Source organism: Mesorhizobium sp. M0802, from assembly GCF_040320115.1.
GTDB lineage: Bacteria > Pseudomonadota > Alphaproteobacteria > Rhizobiales > Rhizobiaceae > Mesorhizobium.
In genome coordinates this window covers 161,285-181,990 of record NZ_JAMYOY010000012.1, presented here as the reverse complement: position 1 = coordinate 181,990, position 20,706 = coordinate 161,285, and the positions used below count along the sequence as shown (strand labels likewise).

Annotated in this window: 15 protein-coding genes; 5 read left to right on the top strand and 10 right to left on the bottom strand. The window is 63.9% G+C overall.

Features of this window, described 5'->3' with window-relative positions; translation table 11 throughout:
* Positions 1–436: 436 nt before the first annotated feature.
* Positions 437–2,407 carry a M23 family metallopeptidase gene (locus NKI10_RS18455; RefSeq protein ID WP_023686664.1) on the top strand — a complete coding sequence of 657 codons (1,971 nt, stop codon included), beginning with the start codon at positions 437–439 and terminating at the stop codon, positions 2,405–2,407.
* A gap of 173 nt (positions 2,408–2,580) precedes the next feature.
* Here the strand turns inward: NKI10_RS18455 and NKI10_RS18450 are convergent, their stop codons facing one another.
* The 9 genes from NKI10_RS18450 to NKI10_RS18410 all read right to left on the bottom strand — a co-directional run bounded on the left by NKI10_RS18450 (position 2,581) and on the right by NKI10_RS18410 (position 16,144).
* Positions 2,581–4,140 carry an MFS transporter gene (locus NKI10_RS18450; RefSeq protein ID WP_352861320.1) on the bottom strand — a complete coding sequence of 520 codons (1,560 nt, stop codon included), beginning with the start codon at positions 4,138–4,140 and terminating at the stop codon, positions 2,581–2,583.
* Positions 4,141–4,242: 102 nt separating this feature from the next.
* Complete coding sequence (locus NKI10_RS18445; RefSeq protein WP_023701438.1) at positions 4,243–5,760, bottom strand: L,D-transpeptidase family protein; 1,518 nt, start codon at positions 5,758–5,760, stop codon at positions 4,243–4,245.
* A 292-nt stretch (positions 5,761–6,052) separates the two neighbouring features.
* Positions 6,053–6,409 (bottom strand): MmcQ/YjbR family DNA-binding protein, encoded by a 357-nt coding sequence (locus NKI10_RS18440; RefSeq protein ID WP_023685771.1) that lies wholly within the window; start codon positions 6,407–6,409, stop codon positions 6,053–6,055.
* 71 nt (positions 6,410–6,480) lie between these two features.
* Entirely contained in the window at positions 6,481–9,087 is a 2,607-nt protein-coding gene (clpB, locus tag NKI10_RS18435; protein WP_023672968.1) for an ATP-dependent chaperone ClpB, read from the bottom strand.
* A gap of 208 nt (positions 9,088–9,295) precedes the next feature.
* Positions 9,296–10,273, bottom strand: coding sequence for a DUF4167 domain-containing protein (locus tag NKI10_RS18430; RefSeq protein WP_352861318.1), 978 nt, complete (start codon positions 10,271–10,273; stop codon positions 9,296–9,298).
* 304 nt (positions 10,274–10,577) lie between these two features.
* The gene (gene prmC / locus NKI10_RS18425) at positions 10,578–11,456 is read right to left on the bottom strand and encodes a peptide chain release factor N(5)-glutamine methyltransferase (protein ID WP_352861316.1); all 879 of its coding nucleotides are present in this window, start codon (positions 11,454–11,456) and stop codon (positions 10,578–10,580) included.
* The gene (gene prfA / locus NKI10_RS18420; protein WP_023737469.1) at positions 11,449–12,528 is read right to left on the bottom strand and encodes a peptide chain release factor 1; all 1,080 of its coding nucleotides are present in this window, start codon (positions 12,526–12,528) and stop codon (positions 11,449–11,451) included. Before prfA ends, prmC begins: the two co-directional genes overlap by 8 nt.
* A gap of 8 nt (positions 12,529–12,536) precedes the next feature.
* The gene (gene ptsP, locus NKI10_RS18415; protein ID WP_352861313.1) at positions 12,537–14,807 is read right to left on the bottom strand and encodes a phosphoenolpyruvate--protein phosphotransferase; all 2,271 of its coding nucleotides are present in this window, start codon (positions 14,805–14,807) and stop codon (positions 12,537–12,539) included.
* Positions 14,808–14,890: 83 nt separating this feature from the next.
* Positions 14,891–16,144, bottom strand: coding sequence for an aspartate kinase (locus tag NKI10_RS18410; protein WP_023707556.1), 1,254 nt, complete (start codon positions 16,142–16,144; stop codon positions 14,891–14,893).
* Between the two features lie 245 nt (positions 16,145–16,389).
* Between NKI10_RS18410 and NKI10_RS18405 the strand changes: the two genes are divergently transcribed.
* The 4 genes from NKI10_RS18405 to NKI10_RS18390 all read left to right on the top strand — a co-directional run bounded on the left by NKI10_RS18405 (position 16,390) and on the right by NKI10_RS18390 (position 19,720).
* Positions 16,390–18,231, top strand: a complete 1,842-nt coding sequence (locus tag NKI10_RS18405) for a CHASE3 domain-containing protein (RefSeq protein WP_352861311.1) — start codon at positions 16,390–16,392, stop codon at positions 18,229–18,231.
* Positions 18,228–18,527, top strand: coding sequence for an antibiotic biosynthesis monooxygenase family protein (locus tag NKI10_RS18400; protein ID WP_352861309.1), 300 nt, complete (start codon positions 18,228–18,230; stop codon positions 18,525–18,527). The genes NKI10_RS18405 and NKI10_RS18400 overlap by 4 nt, the downstream gene beginning before the upstream one ends.
* Positions 18,528–18,612: 85 nt before the next feature.
* A complete protein-coding gene (ubiG, locus tag NKI10_RS18395) occupies positions 18,613–19,362 on the top strand; it encodes a bifunctional 2-polyprenyl-6-hydroxyphenol methylase/3-demethylubiquinol 3-O-methyltransferase UbiG (RefSeq protein WP_023672976.1) in 750 nt (249 codons plus the stop codon).
* Positions 19,363–19,387: 25 nt separating this feature from the next.
* Positions 19,388–19,720 carry an MmcQ/YjbR family DNA-binding protein gene (locus NKI10_RS18390; protein ID WP_023685781.1) on the top strand — a complete coding sequence of 111 codons (333 nt, stop codon included), beginning with the start codon at positions 19,388–19,390 and terminating at the stop codon, positions 19,718–19,720.
* An 86-nt stretch (positions 19,721–19,806) separates the two neighbouring features.
* Here the strand turns inward: NKI10_RS18390 and NKI10_RS18385 are convergent, their stop codons facing one another.
* Positions 19,807–20,697, bottom strand: coding sequence for a DMT family transporter (locus NKI10_RS18385; RefSeq protein WP_352861307.1), 891 nt, complete (start codon positions 20,695–20,697; stop codon positions 19,807–19,809).
* Between the last annotated feature and the right edge of the window lie 9 nt (positions 20,698–20,706).

Below are 20,706 nucleotides of genomic sequence, written 5' to 3'. Positions count from 1 at the left end.
GCCGCCAGCGGCGCACCGCCCTCGTTCGTGAGGCGTATATAGTCGCCACCAACCAGAACTGTCAACAGTCATCGACGATGTTTTTGAACTTTTTGCGACAGAAATTCTGGCGCCGGCGGACTGCCCCAGGGGAACATTGGCGTTGCCAAAAAGGAGCCCTATTGCCGCCGCATTGCCGTTCGACACCGAGGCCAACAAAGAAGGGCTCGGCGCGGCCCGCGAGGTGCCTTCCTATAAGAGCCAAAGCGGGGTCTGCGCATCACGGTTCGGAGCCTCCTGTAAGAGGATAAAGACGCCTCTCTACAAGGGGCTGTAAAACAGAGCGTGTGAGCGGGGATTTCGCCGCTTCGTTGACTTCACCCGCCGTGACAGGCAAATGTCATGGCCCAACAGAAGCGAAAAGCCGTTCCGCCCGGGGAAGAAGCAGCCTTTCTGGATGCCAGACACGGAAGATGTCATAGCCGAACTCGGCAATGAGCCGCCGCTGATCGCGGATGGCCGCAGCGGCCCGCCCGACCGGCGCGAGGTTTCAGCGCGCTGGCTGTCGGGCACCTTTCTTACCGGCGTGACCTCGAGTGTGCTGATGGGCGTGGCGTTGTTTGCCGCCCTTGACGGCCGCCAGCAGCTGGCAACCCCGCCCGAAATCGCCGAACTGGCCCAGCTCGAAAGCGGCGGCGATTCCGGCGAGGTCGCCAAGACCACCAGGCTGGTGGCGCCGCGCCAGATCGCCAAGGCCAAGGACCGCAGGCGCATGGAAGTGTCGATGGTGACCAAGGTCGGTGACCGCGACGTTATCCACACCATGCCGTTCGTGCAGATCAAGATGGCGCTGGCCGCCGGCCACACCACCAACCGCGCCTATCCGCCTTTCGACCCGATGCAGGTGTTCGGCGACGATGGCGACTCGACCCCGGCGCAGCCGGCGACGGCCTCCGCGGTTGGCGGCCAGATCTACGGCGCCAAGGTCGAAAGCGAGATGAGCCTCAAGACGGTCGATTTCCCGGTCGAGACGGCCTCCTTCGACGAAAAAAGCGACCTGTCCGCCGACGAGGTGGAAAAAGTGGTGCGCGAGGCCGGCACCGACCTCAGCGACGGCGCCGTGCAGGTCGCCTCCCTGCATTATGTCGACCCGCAGCGATTCGGCGATGCCTTCGCCGAATCGATGGCCGGCTCCTACGACGTCAAGATCGTGCCGGAAAACGTCTCGGTGGCGCCGCGCGTCGCGCTCGACGACCAGACCCCGGCTTTCGCCGAGGAAATCATTCCCTTCACCAGGGACCGCGACATTGCCGAGGCCTTCGCCGATTCGGGCTATACGGGCGATGACGCCACCGGCATGGCGGAGGCGATCGGTAAGCTGCTCAACGCACCGGCGCTGAAGGCCGGAACCGTGCTGCGGGTCGGGCTCGAGGTACATGGCGACGCCGCCAAGGTCGTTCGCACCAGCGTCTATGACAAGACAACGCACATCGTCACCATCGCGCTCGACGACCGCGGCCAGTATGTGCCGGCGCAGGAACCTGAGCCGAACCCCGAATTGCTGACCGCGTTCGACGATTCGTCGGCACCGGTGGTGGTGCGCGGCAATCTGCCGAACGTTTATGACGGCATCTACCGCGCCGCCTATTCCTACGGCATGTCGAAGAAGCTGACCCAGCAATTGGTCAAGCTCCTGGCCTCCGGCGTCGACTTCCAGTCCAGGCTCAATCCATCGGACCGCATCGACGTGCTGTTCTCGCAGCCGGACGGCGACGACCAGGCCTCCGACGAATCGGAACTGCTCTATGTCTCGTCGACCTTCGGCGGCCAGACACGCAATTTCTACCGCTTCCAGATGCAGGACGGCTCGACCGACTATTTCGACGAGGACGGATCGAGCGCCGAGCAGTTCCTGCTGCGCAATCCCCTGCCGGCCGGGAAATTCCGCTCCGGCTTCGGCGCCCGCCGGCATCCGATCCTCGGTTATGTCCGCATGCATACCGGCGTCGACTGGGCGGCGCCGATCGGAACGCCGATCATCGCCGCCGGCAACGGCACCATCGAAAAGGCCGGTTGGGCCGGCGGCTACGGCAAGCAGATCATCATCCGCCATGCCAATGGCTACGAGACCTCCTATAATCACCAGAGCGCCTTTGCCAAAGGCATCGAACCGGGCGTTCATGTCCGCCAGGGCCAGACCATCGGCTTCCTCGGTCAGACCGGCCTCTCCACCGGTCCGCATCTTCACTACGAGCTGATCGTCAACGGCACCAAGGTCGACCCGATGCGCGTGCGCCTGCCGGTCGGCAAGGTGCTGAAGGGCGACGACCTGGTCGCTTTCAAGCGCGAGCGCGAGCGCATCGATGAACTGCTCAAGCAGGAAGACAGCAATCCGCTGAAGGTCGCGAGCGCCAAGATCGAAGGCTAATGCATGTCGCCCAGAAGTGTGCCGCGGTTCTGGGACAACGACATGCCTCAAAACAAACACTTAAAGCGCGTCGTATGAATCCGTTTCAGCGCGACGCGCTTTAAGCCGTCACACTCGACGCTGGCGAATCATAATCGCCCCATCAGAGCATTCCGAATCGGGTCGGCTCCGAATCAGGTCGACTGCTCCTCTTCGGCTCGTGACCAAGGCAGCTTTTGCCCCGAAACGGTGGCCCAGGCGATAATAGCGGCAAGCAGGCAAAGCACGGCCGTCACTGTCGACACGGCCGCGAACGCCGCATCGCTGGCGGCGAGCCGTGTTGCATCAAGGTCTGGCGCCAGGCCGGCCAATGCCGGTTCGCCGAATCCCGGAATGCCCGGCCTAGCGCTGGTATCGAGCATCGTCGAATAGACCCAGGCCGCGAGCGAGCCCATCGCCGCCACAGCAATCAGCCCGCCAATGCGCGAAACCGCATTGTTGATGCCGGAAGCGGCGCCGGTATCCTTGTCCTCGACCGCGGTCATGACCGCCGTCGACAGCGGCGACACCACCAGCGCCATGCCGAGCCCCATCACGGCCATCAGCGGAAAGATACTGGTCCAGAAATTGTGCATGCCGGCATGAGTGAGCAAAGCCAGCCCGGCAAAGGCGATGGCAACCACCAGGCAGCCGCTGGCGATCGGAAAACGCGGACCGATGCGATCCGACCACTGGCCGACGAGACCCGACAGCAGCGCGATCGACGCCGACAGCGGCAGGAAGATGAAACCGACCTCTTTGGTGCTCAGCCCCCATCCGGCGATCAACAGCATCGGCAGGTAGAACAGATTGGCCGACAGGGCGAAATACAGGAAGAAGGTGGCGAGGTTGGCGCCGGCAAAGGCGCCGATCCGAAACAGCTTGAGATCGATCATCGGCTCGCGCTGCCGAAGCTCGAAGACGATGAAGATGATAAGCAGCACGGCGCCTGCGGCGATGCTCGGCCCCGACATCAGCCCGCTGCCTTCGGCGCTCATCGAGGTCAGTCCGTAGGCAAGCGCCCCGAAGGCAAGCGTGGCGAGAGCGGCGCCGCCGAGATCGAGGCTTCGCTTCTCCGTCGGCGCGTCGGCGGGAATCTTGGCCAGCAGGAGATAGATCGAGATCAGCCCGAGCGGCAGGTTGACGGCGAAGATCGCCCGCCAGATACCGCCGCCAAAGGCCGACAGAACGAAGCCGCCGAGCACCGGACCGAGCGCAGTCGTCAGCGCCGAGGCGGCGGCCCAGATGCCGATCGACCGGCCGCGCTCCTTCTTCGGATAGGCCTTGGCGATGATGGCGAGGCTGCCCGGCACCATGATCGCCGCACCAATGCCCTGAATGGCGCGAAAGGCGATGAGCACCAGCGCATTCGGCGCCACCGCGCAGGCCAGCGAAGCGACGATGAACAGCGCAATGCCGGCAACGAAGGCGCGCCTGAGGCCAAACCGGTCGCCGGCGGCGCCGCCGGCCAGAATCAGCGCCGACAGCGTCAGCGCATAGGCGTTGGAAATCCACTGGACCTCGGCCAGGCTGGCGCCGAGGTCGACGCGCATTGCCGGCATGGCAATGGCCAGGATCGACCCGTCGATGAAGCCGAGCGCTGACGCCAGGATCGCCGCTACCAGCACGAACTTGCGCTGCGACTGCGGGCAAAATGTACCGTTGGAAAGCGACCTGGTCAGGGGAACGGCTGCGGCTTCGCTCGGAGACTTCATGAGCGTCTGCTTAGACTTGTTGCGGGCCGGCAACAACCAGCCAGCACACTGCGCTCATGAATCCAGCTTTGGATATCGGCCTGCCTTATGGGCAGGCCGATATCACTGCGCTGGAGCGCTCACTTGCTCCGCAACATCATCGGCCGAGGGACCGCCGACGAACTCGACGGTGACGCCCGGCGACACCAGCTTGGCCAGTTCACGCGCATCCCAATTTGTCAGGCGCACGCAGCCATGGCTTTCGGTCTTGCCGATCTTGGAGGGATCGGGCGTGCCGTGAATGCCATAGGTCGGCTTGTCCAGCGCGATCCACACCGAGCCGACCGGGCCGTTCGGACCCGGCGGGATGGTCAGGATCTTGTCGTTCTGGCCCTGCTTGAAATTGATGCTGGGGTTGTAGGTGTAGTTCGGATCGAGCGCGACGCGCGACACAGTATGAGTGCCGGTCGGCGAGGGCGTGTCGGCTGAACCAATGGTGGCCGGATAGGCCGCGACCAGCTTGCCACCGGCGTCATAGGCGAACACCTGCTTCTTGTCCTTGTCGGCGACGATGCGGGCAACCGGCGTCGCCACCAGCCTGCCGAAATTGGCGACCTTGATGATGGTGCCGGGACGGCTGAAGTCGGCCTCGGGATTGAGCCCCTTCAGGTAGTTCTCGTCCATGTGGAACCGTTCGGCCAAGGCTTCGGTGACGGAGGTGTAAGCCATGCGGTCGAGCTGTGCCTTCTGGCTGTAATCCTCCGGTATCGAGGCGACATAAGGCCCGGCCGCGTCCTCGGGCGTGATCGTATAATTGGCGAAAGCATCGCCACCGGTTTGCGCCAGCGCAGCCTGGATGCCGACCGCGTCGGTCGAGCGCAGATTGCTGCCGGTGATCTGGTTATAGGCGGCAAGCGCCTTGTCGACATTGGAGCCGAAGCGCCCGTCGACGACGCCGGGTGAAGCGCCGGCGCGGTCGAGCAGCACCTGCAAGGCGGCTACATCCTGGCGTGCGCCGAGTGAAAGCGAGGGATCGACCACGGTCTTGCCACCGGCTTTCGGCGGCAGCGCGGCCTGGTCGGCGGGCGCCGCCGGTTCGGCGGGATCGATAGAGGCTTCGTTCAGCGGCTGGCGCTTGACGGGCCGCGGTTCAGCGGATTTCGGCGCTTCCGGATAGGTGTCGCTGTCATTGGCATCATCCTGCGGAGCGGCCCCCAGGAATCTGTCGCTTTCAGGATCGTATTCATCAACCGGCGGGCCGGGGATTCGTCCCTGATCGTCCAGTTGCCTGCGGCGGAAACGCGCCATGTCTTCGGGATCGTCGAGATAGTAGCGGTCGTCGTCTTCGACCGGTGCGCGTCCAAGCTCACGTGCCCGCATTTCCCGGCGCAGCGCGCGGCGGTCGAGCCTGGTCTGCGGCGGCTGGATGGCGATGACCTTGCCGGTCTCGGCATCGACGATGACGCGGTTGCCCCTGGCGTCGTAATAGATGTCGAGATTGCCGTCCTGGGCAAGCACAATGCCGCCGCTATCGGCGGCGCGGACGGCCGGCAGTGCGTTGTCCACAGTCGGCGATGCCATGGCGCTGGACGTGAGCAGCCCGGCGGCGAGCACCGAAAAGGCAAGGATCGTGCGGAACATGGTGGTCAAACTCTCCGGTACTTACAGCGCCGCGCGTCCGTTTGGACGCGCAAAGGACGCTGTAACACTTCATGTCTGCGCATGATCCTTTCCGAAAATCGAATTTCGATTTTCGGGGTCATGCGTAATTGCCGCCGCCCGGCAGTGTTCCCACCAGAACGTTCTCGCCACCGTTTGGATGCGCAAGGAACGCCCTGATCGTCAAAAGCCTGCAGGCAAACCCCTTCGCCAGCAAACCACAACATAAGCTTTCCAACATGAACCGGGCATGAAGATGGCGGATTACTGGTTGCTACAGGCCCAATTCCTTGCGCGTCTGCTTCGTCAGCTTGAGGACGACGAGGCGGTGGCTTTCGCCGAGATAGTCCTTCAGCGCATCATCATCCATGCTCTGGCTTGTCTGACGCTGGATCCATTTCATGCCGCGCGAGGCGAGATAGGGCGCCGGCCGGCAGCCGGGCTGATCCTTCAGCACGTCATAAGCCATTTCAGAGCATTTGAAGGTGACGAAGACGCCACCCTCCCGGTCATGGCCGGCGATGGTGAAGACCTTGCCACCGACTTTCCAGACATCGGCCCCGCCCCACTGCACGACGTGCGTCGTCTGCGGCAGCGAGGCGCAGAAGCTGTTGTAGTCGTCCAGCGTCACCTGCACCCCCGCCAAAGGATTGTTGTTTCATAACAAAACGCCGCGCGTCCGGTCGGACGCGCGGCGTTGGATCAGGCTGCCGCGTCGGTCGGCACCACAGTGGGCCTGGACCGGAAATTCAACCGGTCGGAGCCGGCGGTGACCTTGACGGTCGAGCCGTCGAGTATCTCGCCAAGCAGGATTTTTTCCGCCAGCGGATCTTGCAGGTCCTTCTGCATCACCCGCTTCAGCGGCCGCGCGCCATAGGCCGGGTCGTAGCCCTTCGCCGCCAGCCAGTCGATCGAATCCTGGTCGAGCGACAGTGTGATCTTGCGGTCGGCGAGCAGGCTTTCCAGCCGCTTGAGCTGGATCTCGACGATGCGGCCCATATCCTGCCGGCGCAGCCGGTGGAACAGGATCACCTCGTCGACGCGGTTGAGGAACTCCGGCCTGAACGAGGCTCTCACCACGCTCATAACCTCGTCGCGCACGGCATCGACGTCCTGCTCTTCGCCGAGATTGACCAGATATTCGGCGCCGAGGTTCGACGTCATGACGATCAGCGTGTTGCGGAAGTCGACCGTGCGGCCCTGCCCGTCGGTCAGCCGCCCGTCGTCGAGCACCTGCAACAGCACGTTGAAGACATCCGGATGCGCCTTCTCGATTTCGTCGAACAGCACGACCTGATAGGGCCGGCGCCGCACCGCTTCGGTCAGCGCACCGCCTTCCTCATAGCCGACATAGCCGGGAGGCGCGCCAATCAGCCGGGCGACCGAGTGCTTCTCCATGTATTCCGACATGTCGATTCGCACCATGGCGCTCTCGTCGTCGAACAGGAAATTGGCCAGCGCCTTGGTCAGTTCGGTCTTGCCGACGCCGGTCGGTCCGAGGAACATGAACGAGCCGATCGGCCGGTTCGGATCCTGCAGCCCGGCCCGGGCACGACGCACGGCCTTGGACACCGCCTGTACCGCTTCGCCCTGGCCGACGACTCGCTTGCCGATCTCGTCTTCCATGCGCAGCAGCTTGTCGCGCTCGCCCTGCAGCATCTTGTCGACTGGAATGCCGGTCCAACGCGACACGATATGGGCGACGTGGTCGGGCGTGACCACCTCTTCGACCATGCCGGCCTTGCCGTCCTGGGCTTCGGCTTCCTTCAGCTTCTTTTCCAGTTCCGGGATCTTGCCATAGGCAAGCTCGCCGGCGCGCTGGAATTCACCCTTGCGCTGGGCAATGGCGAGGTCGTTGCGGGCCGCGTCGAGCTGCTTCTTGAGGTCAGCGGCGAGGCCAAGCTTCTGCTTTTCCGACTGCCATTTGGCGGTGATCTCGGTCGATTCCTCCTCGAGGCCGACGAGTTCCTTTTCGAGACGCGCGAGCCGGTCCTTTGACGCCTCGTCCTTCTCGACCTTCAGTGCCTCGCGCTCGATCTTGAGCTGCATGATGCGGCGATCGATCTCGTCCAGCGCCTCGGGCTTGGAATCGACCTGCATCCTCAGCCGCGACGCGGCTTCGTCGACAAGGTCGATCGCCTTGTCCGGCAGGAAACGGTCGGCGATGTAGCGGTTGGACAAGGTCGCCGCCGCGACCAGCGCCGAATCCGAGATGCGCACCTTGTGGTGCTGCTCGTACTTCTCCTTCAGGCCACGCAGGATCGACACGGTATCTTCCACCGACGGCTCGTTGACGAAGACCGGCTGGAACCGGCGGGCAAGGGCCGCGTCCTTCTCGACATGCTTCCTGTATTCATCGAGCGTGGTCGCGCCGACGCAGTGCAGTTCGCCGCGCGCCAGCGCCGGCTTCAACAGGTTCGAAGCGTCCATGGCGCCATCGGCCTTGCCGGCGCCGACCAGCGTGTGCATCTCGTCGATGAACAGGATGATGCCGCCGGCCGCCGAGGTGACTTCGTTGAGCACGGCCTTCAGCCGCTCCTCGAACTCGCCGCGATATTTGGCGCCGGCAATCAGCGCGCCCATGTCGAGCGCCATCAACTGCTTGTCCTTCAGCGATTCGGGCACGTCGCCATTGACGATGCGCAGCGCCAGACCTTCTGCGATCGCCGTTTTGCCGACGCCCGGCTCGCCGATCAGCACCGGGTTGTTCTTGGTACGCCGCGACAGCACCTGGATGGTGCGGCGGATCTCGTCGTCACGGCCGATCACAGGGTCGAGCTTGCCGGCGCGGGCATCGGCGGTGAGGTCGCGCGCGTATTTCTTCAGCGCGTCATAGCCCTGCTCGGCGCTCGCCGAATCGGCGGTACGGCCCTTGCGGACGTCGTTGATCACCTGGTTCAGCGCCTGCGCTGTGACGCCGGCCTTGGACAGGATATCGGCCGTCTTGGCCGACTTCTCCATCGCCAGCGCCTGCAGCAGCCGCTCGACCGTGACAAAACTGTCGCCGGCTTTCTTGGCCAATTCCTCGGCGGTCGAAAACACCTTGGCCAGCGGCTGCGCCAGATAAAGCTGGCCGTTGCCGCCTTCCACCTTGGGCATGGCCTCAAGGGCGGTCTCGACGCCAAGCTTGACGTCGCGCACGTTGCCGCCGGCGCGCTCGATCAGCGAGGCGGCCAGCCCCTCGTCGTCATCGACGAGGACCTTCAGCATATGTTCGGGAGTGAATTGCTGGTGATTGCGCGAGAGCGCCATGGTCTGGGCGGACTGAATGAATCCGCGGACGCGCTCGGAGTATTTCTCGAGGTTCATATCTGTCTCCTTCCATCACCGGCCCGCTTTGCGGCACCGGATCAGATTGCGGTGACGGACCCGCCCATCCGAGCCGGGTCCAGTTCACGCCAGATATGGGGCGCAAGCCATTGCCGCTCAAGACGTCCGGCTGATGATATTCCATGGCCGAGCAAACGAAAACGGCGGAGATTTCTCTCCGCCGTTTCATCGACTTATGTCTTGTGGGTCAGTTGTTGGCGTCGACGGCGAACGGGTCGCCGGCAGGGCTTTCGGCCGGCGCCGCATCCACCACGTCAATAGCGGCAGCGGTCTCGCCGGCGCCATCCACCACCTGGCCACCACCAGACTGTTCGTCACCGACCTGATCGGCATTGTTGCGCGGGCGGCGCGGACGCCGCGGGCGACGGGCAGCGCCGCTCTCGGCGGCTGCCTCATTGAGTTCGGCCCGGGCGGCAAGAGCCGCCGGCGACAGGTTTTCGTACAGCGGCGCCGGCTCGGAGAAACCGCTCTCGGCTTCGGGCTCAACCGCCGAAACGGTTTCCGCCTGTGCCGGGGTTTCGGTGAAGCGCTGCTGGTCGCCGCGCTGGCCGTTCTGCTCGCCACGCTGGGCAAAGTCGCCACGCTGGTCGTTCTGGCCATAGCCGCCATTGGGGCGGCGGTCACGGTTGCGGCCATTGTTGTCGCGGCCGTTGTTGTTGCGGCCATTATTGTCACGGCCACTGTTGTTCTCGCGGCCGTTTTCCTGACCGTATGCGAGTTCGGCCGGCGTGCCCTCAATCGTCGGCTGCGGACCGTTGCCGTGGTTCGCCATCGGCGCTTGAGTCTCGCCGCCATTGCCGCTGCCGGCATTGTCAAAATCGTCGCGATCTTCATCGTCGTCGAATTCGTCGCGGTTCTGCGGGGCATTCTGGATCGGCATCTGCGCCTGTGCGGCGGCAATGATGCGGTTGTAGTGCTCGGCGTGCTGGAGGTAATTTTCCGCCATAACCCGGTCGCCGGAGCTTTGCGCATCACGGGCCAGAGTGGCGTATTTTTCGGCGATCTGCTGAGCCGATCCACGGATTTTCACGTCCGGGCCGTTGCTCTCGTAGTTGCGCGTCAGGGGATTTGGGCCCTTGCGGTTGTTGTTGTTGTTATTGTTGCCACCGCCGCCGCCATTGTTGTTGCGACCGCGCATGCGCCTGTTCTGCTGTTGTGGCCTCATAAGACTCTCTTCATTTTGAAATTTTCGAAAAACGTTTCACGAACGGAGGCGCTCATGCAGCCAGCCGTTTCGTTTCTTCACCGGCGTTCGCCCGCATCAATTGCGTTGGCGCCACGTGTCATCCTGTTCCGGTTACATCACTTGCCGGACGATTCCCGCACGAAGCTTGGGCGTCGTTTGCGCAAGAAGGCAGCTATTTCCAAGGAAAACCGAATCGCTAAGAGCACTGCCTGCTTCGTCTCATCCGGTTAGGGCGAACCCTAGCCGCATTCCCCGGCATTGCCAAGCGCTTTTTTGCACTGCGTCAAGGCTTTCCCTGTTCAAACATAAGAACCCTGTCGTTTCCGCCAAGATCGACAAATGCCCCGGCCAGCCTGTAGCCGGCTGCCGCGAATATGTCTTTGACCTCATTGCGCTGCGTGTGACCGATCTCGACCGCTATCTTGCCTTCTGCTTCCAGAAACTTTGCCGCCTCGGCGGCGATGATCCTGTAGGGGCCAAGACCGTCCACACCGCCATCAAGGGCTCTGTGCGGATCGAAATCGCGGACCTCGTCCTGCAGATTTCCAATGTCTCTAGACGATATATAGGGAGGGTTTACGGCAATTACATGGTATCGGCCCGAAACTTTTTCGAACCAGTCAGACTGCAGCCCCACGAACCGGCCGGCGAGTCCGAGTTGCTCGGCATTGCGTATCGCGGTTGCCAGCGCGTCTTGTGAAATATCGACCCCGGTGGCGGTCGCGGCCGGAACCGCGCTGAGCAGCGCCAGCGCAATCGCGCCGGTACCGGTGCCGAGATCGAGGATACGGCATTCCCCCAGCCTTTCGGCCGTCGCGCCGGCAAAAGGCAGGATCGCCTCGACCAGCGTTTCGGTGTCCGGCCGCGGCTCCAGCGTTTCCGGCGACAGCGACAGCCGCAGGCCGTAAAACTCGCGAAACCCGAGGATGCGGTGCACCGGTTCGCCGGCCATGCGGCGCTGCAGAGCAGCGCCGATTGCGGCAACCGCACCCGCATCGACCGTCCGTTGCGGGTCGGCGATGGCCTGCGTACGGTCCGTGCCGGAAAAATGTTCGACGATCAGCCTGGCATCCAGCGCCGAGTCGGAAAGGCCGGCCGCGGCAAGCCGCTCCCGCGCCACCCGCAACAACGGCCCGAGCGCGCCGGGCAACATGTCAGCCATCGAGGCCAATATCGGCGAGCAGCTTCGACTGATGGTCGGCAATCAGCGCATTGATGACCTCATCGAGCTCGCCCATCATCACCCGGTCGAGCTTGTAGAGCGTCAGGTTGATACGATGGTCGGTAAGGCGGCCCTGCGGGAAATTGTAGGTGCGGATGCGCTCCGAACGGTCGCCCGAACCAACCTGCGATTTGCGTGACTCCGAGCGCTCCTCGTCCGCCTTGCTGCGCTCGAGGTCGTAAAGCCGCGCACGCAGAATCTGCATGGCTTTCGCCCGGTTCTGATGCTGCGACTTCTCCGCCTGCACCACCATGATGCCGGTCGGCAAATGGGTGATGCGCACGGCCGAATCGGTGGTGTTGACGTGCTGGCCGCCCGAACCCGAGGCGCGCATCGTGTCGATGCGGATGTCTTCGGCGCGGACGTCGATGTCGACCTCTTCGGCTTCCGGCAGAACGGCCACCGTCGCCGCCGAGGTGTGGATGCGCCCGCTGGCCTCGGTCGCCGGCACGCGCTGCACGCGGTGCACGCCGGATTCGAATTTCAGATGGGCAAAGACGCCCCTACCGGAAATGGTGGCGATGATTTCCTTGAAGCCGCCGGCATCGCCGTCGCTGGCCGACACCGTCTCGAAGCGCCAGCCGCGTTCGGCGGCATAGCGCTCATACATGCGAAACAGGTCGCCGGCGAACAATGCCGCCTCGTCGCCGCCGGTGCCGGCGCGGATTTCAAGGATGGCGTTCTTGTCGTCGGCCGCGTCCTTGGGCAACAGCAGGATCTGGATGTCCTTCTGCAGCTCTTCGATTCGCGCTTCGACGCCCGGCAAATCTGCCTCCGCCAGGGCCCGCATCTCTGCGTCGGTGCCCTTGTCGGCAAGCATCGCCTCGAGGTCGGCTTGCTCGCGCTCTACTGAGCGCAGTTCCCTGACCTTGGCCACCATGTCCTGCAGCTCGGCATATTCGGAAGCCATCTTCACATAGGCATCGGCCGCCGGGCCGGCCGACATCTGCGCTTCGAGCATCTCGAAACGCTTGACGACCTGATCCATACGCTCGCGGGGAAGATTGACCATGGCTAATGCTATAGCGGGATGGAGCGGTCGTCGGCGAAGGCCTGCAGCAGCGCCCGCATCGGCAGCCCTTGAGCTGGCGCCATCAGATTGTCGGCAAAGAAAGCCTCCAATTCCTCCAGTGGCAGTTCGGTCAACATCGCCTTGACCGGGCCGATCGAGGCTGGAGACATCGAGATCGAGCGGTAGCCGAGGCCGATCAGCGCCATGGCGGAAATGGGTTTTCCGGCAAGCTCGCCGCACAGCGTCACCGGCGTGTGGTTGCGAACCCCGGCGTCGGCGATCTGCTTCAGAACCCGCAGGAACGGCGTCGACAGCGTGTCGAAGCGGTCGGAGAGCTGCGTGTTCCCCCGATCGACCGCCATGACGAACTGGAACAGGTCGTTGGAGCCGACCGAGACGAAATCGACCGCCTTCATCAACTCGTCGAGCTGGAACAGCAGCGACGGCACTTCCAGCATGGCGCCCACCTTGAGGCTGGTCGGCAGATGGTGGGCAAAGCGGGAGAGATGCCGCACTTCGCGGTCGATGATCTCGCGCGCCTGGGCGATTTCGCCGAGCTCGGTCACCATCGGCAGCATCAGCTTCAGTTCGCGCCCGCCGCAGGCCTTCAGCAGAGCGCGGATCTGGGTCCTGAGCAGACCCGGCCGGTCGAGCGTCAGCCGGATCGCGCGCCAGCCGAGCGCAGGGTTTTCTTCCTGGACAGCGCCCTTGAAGTAGGGCAGCACCTTGTCGCCGCCGATGTCGATGGTGCGGAAGGTGACCGGCTTGCCACGCGCCGCGTCCAGCACGTCGCGGTAGAGCCGCTCCTGCGCCTCGGCGCGCGGGAAGGTCGAGGCGACCATGAACTGCAATTCGGTGCGGAACAGGCCGATGCCGCTCGCACCCGCCTCGGCCAGCTGCGGCAGGTCGACGGCCAGGCCCGCATTCATCAGCAGGTCGACCTGGACGCCGTCCTTGGTCACCGACGGCTTCTTGCGCAGTTCCCGGTAGACTTCCTGCCGGCGCGCCCGGAAGCGCACTTTTTCGGCATAGGCAGCTTCGAGGTCGGGCTGCGGCCGCAGATGGATGGTGCCTTCCTCGCCGTCGACGATGATGGCATCGCCGTTTTCCGCCATGGAAACGGCGCCCTTCATCTGGCCGGCGACCGGAATGCCCATGGCGCGCGCTACGATGACGACATGGCTGGTGGCAGCGCCGTCTTCCAGCACCACGCCGCGCAGCTTGTCCCTGGGATAATCAAGCAGTTCGGCCGCGCCCATCGAGCGCGCGACCAGGATGGCATCCTTCGGCAGTGACGCCGCGACGTCGTCAGGCCCGCGCCCCATCAGCTGGCGCAGCAGCCGGTTGGCGAGATCGTCGAAGTCGCTCATCCTCTCGCGCAAATAAGGATCGGTCATGTGCAGCATGCGGGCGCGCATGTCGCTCTGCACCTTTTCCACCGCCGCTTCCGCCGTCAGGCCGTTGCGGATCGCCTCTTCCAGCCGGCGCACCCAGCCGCGGTCGTTGGCAAACATGCGATACGCCTCGAGCACCTCGCGGTGTTCTCCCTCGAAGGCGACATCGCGCCGCTCCAGCATGTCGTCGATGGAAAGCCTGAGCGAACCGAGCGACGTCTCCAGCCGGCGCACCTCTTCCTCACTGTCCTCGTTGAACAGATTGGTGACGACGATGCGTGGCTCATGCAGCACGACATGGCCGAGGCCGACACCCTCGTTGAAGGACAGGCCGGTAAAGCTGACGGGACGGCGCAGGTCGAGTTCGAGGCCGGGCCGGGTCAGGCGCGCGAGATCGCCGGTGGCGATCATCTCGGCGATCACCATGGCGGTCGTTTCCAGCGCCTCGACCTCGTCGTCGCGGTAGTGGCGCATGGTCTTGTTCTGCACCACCAGCACGCCCAGCGTGCGCCCTGCCCTGAGTACGGGCACGCCGAGGAAGGAATTGTAGATCTCTTCGCCGGTCTCCGGCAGGTAGGCGAAGGCCGGATGTTCCTGCGCATTGGAGAGGTTGAGCGGCCGCGCGCTGGCGGCAATGGTGCCGACGAGGCCCTGCCCCAGCCGCAGCTGCGCCAAATGGACGGCGTTCGGGTTCAGACCTTCGGTGGCATAGAGTTCGAGCACCGAATCGGCGCGCAGCACATAGAGCGAGCAGACCTCGGCGACCATGTTGGAGGCGATGTCGCGCACGATCCGGTCGAGCCGCTCCTGCGGCTCCAGCGGCTCCTGCATGAGCTCGCGGAGCCGTTTCAGCAGAACGCGCGGGCCACTGGCCGTATCACGCATCGCGGCTTCTTCTCCAATGGGCATTTTGCCCGCCGCAGTTTCCACTGCCACCGGCGCACACGCAACAACTCAAATCGCTCTCGCTACTGCTTATCCAGACCGTACACGGAATGCAAAGTGCGAACCGCGAGTTCCGTGTAGGGACCGTCGATCAGTATCGAAATCTTGATCTCGGAGGTGGTGATGGCGCGGATGTTGATCGCCTTGTCGGCCAGCGCCTTGAAAGCGGTGGCGGCCACACCGGCATGGCTGCGCATGCCGATGCCGATGACCGAAACCTTCGACATGCCGGCTTCCGACTGCACCACGTCATAGCCGATCGAAGCCTTCAGACGCTCCAGCACGGCCAGCGCCTTGTCCACGTCGCCGGACGGCACGGTGAAGGTCATGTCGGTGAACTTGCCGTCCTCTGAGATGTTCTGGACGATCATGTCGACATTGATGTTGGCCTCGGCCAGCGGGCCGAAAATGCCGGCGGCAACGCCCGGGCGGTCGCCGACGCGGCGCAGAGAAATCTGCGCTTCGTCCTTGGCGTAGGCAATTCCGGTGACGACCTGCTGTTCCACGATCTCTTCCTCGTCGCAAATGAGCGTTCCCGGAGGATTGAGCAAATCCCCCATTCCGGGCGCATCGGGATCGTCGAAGGACGACCGCACGAACGTACGCACCCTGTGCACCATGGCAAGCTCGACCGAGCGCACCTGCAAGACCTTGGCGCCGAGCGAGGCCATTTCGAGCATTTCCTCGAACGAAATCTTGCTGAGCCGCCGCGCCTTCGGCTCGATGCGCGGATCGGTGGTGTAGACGCCGTCGACATCGGTGTAGATGTCGCAGCGGTCGGCCTTGACCGCCGCGGCAATGGCCACCGCGCTTGTGTCGGAGCCGCCGCGGCCGAGCGTGGCGATGCGGTTGTCCGGGCCGATGCCCTGGAAGCCGGCGACGACAGCCACCTGGCCCTCGCCGAAGCGCTTGATCAGGAACGCGCCGTCAATTTCGAGGATGCGCGCCGCGCCATGCGCGTTGTCGGTCTTGATCGGGATCTGCCAGCCCTGCCAGGAGCGGGCATGGACGCCCATATTCTGCAGTGTGATCGCCAGCAGGCCGGCAGTCACCTGCTCGCCCGAGGCGACCACGGCGTCATACTCGCGCGCGTCGTGCATGGGCGAGGCTTCGCGCGTCCAGCCAACCAGTTCATTGGTCTTGCCCGCCATCGCTGAAACCACGACAGCGACCTCATGGCCGGCATCGACCTCGCGTTTGACGTGACGCGCCACATTGCGGATGCGGGCGATGTCGGCGACGGAGGTTCCGCCGAATTTCATCACGATGCGCGCCATGGAAGCGAAATGCCTTTGACTGAAGCCGGCCCAGGACCGAAAGGGGAAGTAAGCGCTCGACAGAAGCCGGCCGCTGAATGCGCGCCTCCTTAGCCAAATGATCACGGTTTCGCAAGGCTGGCGGCGGATGCCGGCTTCAGGATCGCGGCATATTGCGTTCGGCCCCGCCGCCGCTTACCAAATGCTGCCCGCGGGAAACTCCTTTTGGTCCGGCATATCGAATGATTGTTCGCCTTCGACGCGCCATGCGGTGGCAATCGCTGCCGCTGTTCATCGGCTTCGCCGTGCTGGCGTTGATCGTCGGCACACGCGCCGTGCTGGTCGAGACCCAGAGAGCCAATCGTGAGGCCGCGCGCGAGGCGGTCGAGTATCAGGAATTGCTTTCCGGTTTGCTTGCGATGGCTCAGGAGGCCGAGACCAGCCAGCGCGGCTATCTCCTGACCGGCGAGAAATCCTACCTCCAGCCTTATCGGCAGGCGGTCGACGCCATTCCGGGCCAGCTTGCCCGCATCGACGGCATGACCGCGCCGGACGACGAACTCGTGCAGCAGATCAACCACGTCAAGGACGCGCTTTCACAAAACCAGGCCGAATTGGCTGAGACGATTGCACTCTACGATCGCGGCGATGCGGCAAAAGCTCTGGAACTGGTCCGCAGCGGCCAGGGCAAGGCCGCCATGGACCAGATCCGGGCCAGCATGGACACGATCCGGCGCATTGGCGGCGCAGCCATCGCGGCGCGCGACGCTCATACCGACCGGGTCGAAAACTGGCTGCGAATCGGCTCGATAGCGGCGCTGCTGGCGATCTTCCTGCTTGGCGCCTACACGGTTCGCCTTTCGCGCCGCCGGTTCCGCGCAGTGGCGATCGCCCAGGAAGAGCTGATGCGCAAGAACATCGAGCTCGGCAACGAAATCCAGACGCGTGAAAAGGCCGAATCGCAGATCCGCCAGATGCAGAAGATGGAGGCTGTGGGCCAGTTGACCGGCGGTATCGCCCACGATTTCAACAACATGCTGGCGGTGATCATCAGCGCCATGAACCTCGCCCAGCGCAAGCTGACGCGGGGCGAGCACGACATCATGAAATTCGTCGAAGCGGCGACCGATGCGGCGACCCGGGCCGCAAACTTGACGTCACGGCTGCTTGCCTTCTCGCGCCAGCAGCCGCTCGCGCCTCAGGTTGTAGACGCCAATCGTCTGGTCGCCGGCATGTCGGACCTGCTTCGGCGGGCGCTCGGCGAAACCATCCGCATCGAAACCGTGCTGGCTGGCGGCCTGTGGAAGACCCATGCCGATCCGAGCCAGCTCGAAAATGCCATTCTCAATCTGGCGGTCAATGCGCGCGACGCCATGGGCGAGGACGGCAAGATGACCATCGAGACCGCCAACAGCCACCTCGACGAGAGCTACGCCGCCACCCATGCCGAGGTCAAAGCCGGCCAGTATGTGATGATCGCGGTCAGCGACACCGGCGCCGGCATGCCGGCGGACGTCATGGAGCGGGCTTTCGAGCCGTTTTTCACCACCAAGCCGGTCGACAAGGGCACCGGCCTCGGGCTGAGCCAAGTGTTCGGCTTCGTCAAACAGTCCGGCGGACACGTCAAGATTTACTCGGAACCCGGCCAAGGCACCACGATCAGGATCTACCTGCCGCGCTTCTTCGGCCCGGAAGAGGCCGCCATATCTTCGGAACGAGCCGGAAATCCTGCCGTGCCGGTCACCGAAACCATCCTTGTCGTGGAGGACGATCCACGCGTGCGGACTTCCACCACCGATGCCATGCGCGAACTCGGCTACACCGTCATTCATGCCGCAAGCGGCCAGGAAGCGCTGGAAAAGCTGGGCGACAACCCTGGTGTGGCGCTCATGTTCACCGATATCGTCATGCCGGTGATGAATGGCCGCAAGCTCGCGGAGGAGGCGCTGGCGCGCATGCCGAAGCTGAAGGTGATCTTCACCACCGGCTTCACCAGGAACGCCGTCGTCCACAATGGCGTGGTCGACCATGACGTGCATTTCCTGGCCAAGCCCTTCACCATCGAGCAGCTGGCGGCGAAATTGCGCGACGTGCTGGACGCAAAATGACCGAGACCCTGGAAATCGTCACCTTTCGCCTCAAGCCTGGAGCGGAAGCGGGCTTTGCCGCCGCCAACAACCTGGTCGCCGACTGGCTGGCGCGGCAACCTGGTTTCGTAAACCGCTGCCTGGCGCGGCGGGACGATGGCGGATGGGTCGATGTGGTGCGCTGGCGAAGTCGCGAGCAGGCTCTCGCCGCCGCGGGCCGCATCATGGCCGAGATCGGCGATTGCGAAGCGATGCGGGCCATCGATCCCGCGAGTGTTGAGATGGGACATGCGGCGATTGTGATCTCGAGGCCCTAGGTCGACTTGCCAGCAGTCGCATAAAACCGGCCTTGACTTTCTTGCCCCGGCACCCGACTTCCTAGCGTCCGAGGAGACCCGCCCCATGCCAGAGGCCCGACGATCGACAATCGATGCCGGAGAAGTGGAACGCTTTTCCGCGCTTGCCGCCGAATGGTGGAATCCGAACGGCAAATTCCGTCCGCTGCACAAATTCAACCCGGTCCGGCTGGCCTATATCCGGGACCAGGTGGCGGCGCGCTTCGGCCGCGATCCGCGGGCGGCGCGGCCGTTCGAAGGCCTGCGTTTCCTCGATATCGGCTGCGGTGGTGGATTGTTGTGCGAGCCGATGGCAAGGCTTGGAGCCGAAGTGGTCGGCGCCGACGCCTCGGCAACCAACATCGAGGTGGCGAAGCTGCACGCGGCCGAAGGCGGCGTGACGGTGGATTATCGCGCTACGACCGCTGAGGATTTGGCCGATTCCGGCGAGAAATTCGACGTCGTCCTCAACATGGAAGTCGTCGAGCATGTTGCCGATGTCGACCTGTTCATCGGCAAGTGCGGCGAGATGGTCAAGCCCGGCGGCATCATGTTCGTGGCCACCATCAACCGCACGCTGAAGGCACTGGGCCTGGCCATCATCGGCGCCGAATATGTGCTGCGCTGGCTGCCGCGCGGCACCCACCAGTTCGGCAAGCTGGTGCGGCCCGAAGAGCTTGAAAAGGCGCTCGGCAGCGCCGCCATGACCATCATCGACCGCACCGGCGTGACCTACAATCCTCTCGCCGACCGCTGGGCACGTTCCAAGGACATGGACGTCAACTATATGGTGCTGGCGGAAAAACGATCGGTCTGAACGAAAGGGGGCGGCCGTGGACACTATGAGGGCCCGAGAGCTGGCGCTCGATCTTCCCGAAACGGTCGAGCAATCGCATTTCGGCAAGGCTGACTTCCGCGTCCGCAACCGTATCTTCGTCTCGCTGCCCGAAGCCGACCGTGCTGTCGTCAAGCTCGACCGCGACCAGCAAGAGATGATGGCCGCGGCTGAGCCATCGGTTTTCAGGCCCGTGACAGGCGGCTGGGGCCAAAAGGGATGGACGTCGATTATGCTCGAAGCCTGCGACGAACAGACATTCCGCAGCGCCGTTCGGACGGCCTGGCGAAACGTCGCCCCGCCGGCGCTACGGAAGCGCCTCGACGCGAGCCAAATTTAAGCTTGAGCAGTTCGAGCAAAGTGTGAAGCGGTTTTCCCGGGAAAAGCGCATAGCGCTTTGCTAGGGAATTGCGTAAACCAAAGACCCTATGCCTTCTGGCTCTGCGCCTTGGTGGTGATGATCACGCCGATGGTGATGATCACCGCGCCGGCCCAGGTCAGCAACTGGTAGTGCTCGCCGAGGAAGATGGTTCCGGCAAACAGGCCAACGGCCGCCGCCACATAGCCGATCTGGCTGAGATAGACCGGACCGCCCACGGCCTGCAGCCGGAAGAAGAAGGCAAACATCGCCGAGGCCGAGGCGACTTGCGCCACGACGACCAGCGGCACGGCGCCAAGCGGGGCGAAGGCACTGAGGCCGAACAGCACGAGAATGCCGACCAACAGCAGCGTTGCCGAGGCCAGGTGGCTGCCGACGGCCAGTTCGATCGGACCGGTGCCTTCGGGCCAGTCGACGGTGCGATAGATATTGCCGGCGGCAAGGCTGACGGGGATCAAAAGTCCGACCAGCACCCAGAAGAAATCGGCCGGCTGGCCGGCCTCGCCGCGCGTCACCGCCACCATGACGGCGCCGATGAAGCCGACGGCGATACCGATACTGCCGAGCATATTTGGCCGTCGAACGCCGAGCAGGATCGAAAACACCAGTGTGATGACCGGCGACAGCGTGAACATGATGCCGGTGTAGCCGGCGCCGAGATGCGGGATAGCCGAAAACATCAGCAGATTGGGCACGGCGTAGGACACGGCGGCGGTGATGAAGAAATAGCGCAGTCTGTGCGAGGTCAGCCGCATGCGCTCGCCGTTGGCGAGCAACGCGCACAGCAGCACGCCCCCGGCCCCGAACGAGATTACGAAGGCCCAGACCATGGCCGAAACGCCGGCAGCCGTCGCCAGCTTGCCGAACGGCAGCGTTAGGCCGAGCAGGCCGCCGGTGACGACCAGCAGGCCAAGCGCCGATTCCCAGAGAAATTTCATCGGATGGTC